The sequence below is a fragment of the Robinsoniella sp. genome, from assembly GCF_034124845.1.
In genome coordinates, this window is the sequence record NZ_JAWYAJ010000048.1 from 1 (window position 1) to 2,787 (window position 2,787).

A 2,787-nucleotide genomic window follows, 5' to 3' on the forward strand; every position below is an offset into this window, starting at 1 on the left:
CTTTCGGTATTCTTTCCAGTGTTCTGTAATCAACATAGATCAGACCAAACCGCGGGTCACAGCCCTCTGCCCACTCAAAGTTATCCATAATAGACCATGCCGTATAGCCAATTACCGGAATCCCGTCTTCCATCACCTGATGTAATGCACTCAGATACTTGTACATATAATCAATCCGCTGTGGATCATGCACCTTTCCATCTCTCATTACAAAGTCTAGATTGGACATACCATTTTCTGTGATGAGAATCGGAAGGTTATAACGTTCATGGAGGAACTTCGGTGACCAGTAGAGCACTTTCGGTGTGATTCCCCACCCCATTTGTGTACGTGGCATACCAGGCCATCCCAAATCCGGCGCTTCCGCGTCTGCATTGTAATTGTTTGCAAAATACACATTATAACCAAAGTAATCCAATGGCTGGCTGATAAATTTCAATTCCTCCTCTGAAAGGATCTTATCTAGATATTTGGGTGCCTTTCCAAGTACCATCGGATCCGCCCACCAATTTGCAGCCATAGAAAATCCCTTCTCAATATCAAACATCTCACTTCTTGCTTTTTCAATTCCGGCTTCCGTTTCATCATAAGCCACAAAGTTTCTCGCATTCAACGCAAATCCAATCTGTGGGTCTGTCAATTTAGAGCGTTCTCTAATCAGCTGCACGCCATGACCATGGCAAAGCAAGACATTTTTGCTAATTTGCGCCAAATCACGGAATTTCTGCTCTTCGCTCATACGATTGATCTTAAACGGCGCTTGCCGTCCTTCAAAGTAACCAAATCCAATGAAGCATGCAGGTTCATTAAAAGTCATCCAGTATCGCACTTTATCGGAAAGCGCATCAATAACCCTCTTCGCATATTCTGTAAATTCATTTATAATCTGTGGATTCTCCCACCCACCTTCGTTGTAGGCCCACATTGGCAAATCCCAGTGATATAGTGTACAAAACGGCTCAATCCCTGCCTGTACCAACTCGTCTGCTAGATTTCGGTAGAATTGAAGCCCCTTTTCATTTATTACTCCACGCTCAGGCATTACACGCGGCCAGCTAACTGAAAAGCGATAACTTTTCAGTCCCAACTCTTTCATCAAGGCTACATCCTCTTTATAACGATGATAATGATCGCATGTCACATCTCCATTTAAATTTCGCTTGATATGACCCTTACTTGTCGCATCCCATATACTGTCTGTTTTGCCATCCTCACTTCTTGCACCTTCCACCTGGAAAGATGCGCTTGCTGCTCCCCATAAAAAATTCTCTGGAAATTTTTTCATTTTATCCTCCTAACTGTTCTGAAATTTCACTTTTTCTGACATAAATAAACTTTGCCACACAACCCCACGTGATTCTGCGGCTGCCAGTTCTCCGACTTGTTCTTCGGGGAAATCTGTCGTTCCAAAGTAGTTGCCACTTCAATCGCAATTCGATTCTCTCCCTGATGCAGGAAATTCCCAATCTCATAGCGATAAGGCGGCACAATCTGAATTCCGCAGTCTGTTCCATTAACAAACACCTGCACGGTTTCCCCTGCATCTGTTATCTCCAAAATCGTATTCGACTCCACTTCTGTCCCCAGATTCACATCCTGCTCATACCGCAGCACGCCGGCAAAATCAGGCAGTTCTCTTTCGGCAAAATCAGGCAGTGAAACCTGACTGCTATGTCCAAACGCCGGATAGTCAATGCTCTTGCAGACAGTTCGTTTCCAATTTGATTCTATTTTTATTTTCCGTACGATGTGATAGATGCTTCTTTCCTTCAAATTCCCAGGCATTTCCTGATCAAAAACAATAATCCAGCTCTTTCCCGGCTCAATTCGAACTTTGATTTCTAATCCGCTTTCTGCTTCGCAATCTTTCAGTGCTTCACTTAGCTCCGTGCAGGCTCTGACATCTAACAATTCCAGGCGGTTTTCCCACGCATCATATCGATAACATATTTCCGGCGTTCCTCGAAGCCGAATGTTTCCTTCATAGATTTCTGTACCTTCATTCACCAAGTAGAGAATCTCCGGTTCTCCGTAATACTGATAACTTCGGATAAATTTCTCCGCCGGGATAAGTTGCAGCTGAGGCATCTTTCTCTCTCTCATGTAATCGGCAAGTTCTGTAAGCTTCACACTCTTTGCATTTTCTCTTACTTCTTCCAATAATACCTCTTCTTTGCCTGATTCTATCCGGCTGCAGATTCCCTTTGGATAAGAATTTACAAAAACACATGGAAATCCCTGTTCCCCTAACTTCACAACCGCATCTGCTGTCTCCTTTGTAATATAGTCCGCTTCCGGGATAATAAATATTTTGTACTCCTGTGTATGTACTTTCAAACCATTGTCCAAACACACTTGGTAACAACTGTCTGTAAATATATCTGATGGTACAAAGTCAAACCCGATCTGCGCTTCAGTCAGAACTCGTGCGGGTTCCTGTATATACATACATGTCATTCCGCTCCATTCCGCGTCTCCGTGATACAGAATCGCAGCCTCACTCTCATGTCTGCCTCCATCGATCAGATTGCAGATTCGGTTCATATACTTCATTAATTCTCCAAAATGCCGATACTGAGGGTTATGCCCATGCGCATAAAAATGCGGCGGGCAGTCCGGGTCTGGAAATGCCTTTGGTGAAAAAGCATGAGGCACATAATGATTAACACCGCGCATGCTGGTTATTAGCCTCTATCAAGGGTCCAATCTACACCACACCATGTTCCCGTCACCAGGCCACAATCTGCATGGACAAGTCCTCTTCCACAGATCGGCAGAGCGTCGGGG

2 protein-coding genes are annotated in these 2,787 nt (G+C 44.2%); both read right to left on the reverse strand.

Annotated features, from left to right (window positions below; translation table 11 throughout):
- The coding region (locus ACH2DQ_RS02465; RefSeq protein ID WP_395025449.1) for a glycoside hydrolase family 1 protein at nucleotides 1-1,285 on the reverse strand (1,285 nt) is incomplete at its 3' end.
- A gap of 26 nt (nucleotides 1,286-1,311) precedes the next feature.
- Entirely contained in the window at nucleotides 1,312-2,553 is a 1,242-nt protein-coding gene (locus tag ACH2DQ_RS02470; RefSeq protein WP_395025450.1) for a hypothetical protein, read from the reverse strand.
- Nucleotides 2,554-2,787: the final 234 nt, after the last annotated feature.

Excerpts from the sequence above, each read along its gene's own strand:
- ACH2DQ_RS02470 (WP_395025450.1), bottom strand. The coding sequence starts at position 2,553 with ATGAAGTATATGAACCGAATCTGCAATCTGATCGATGGAGGCAGACAT.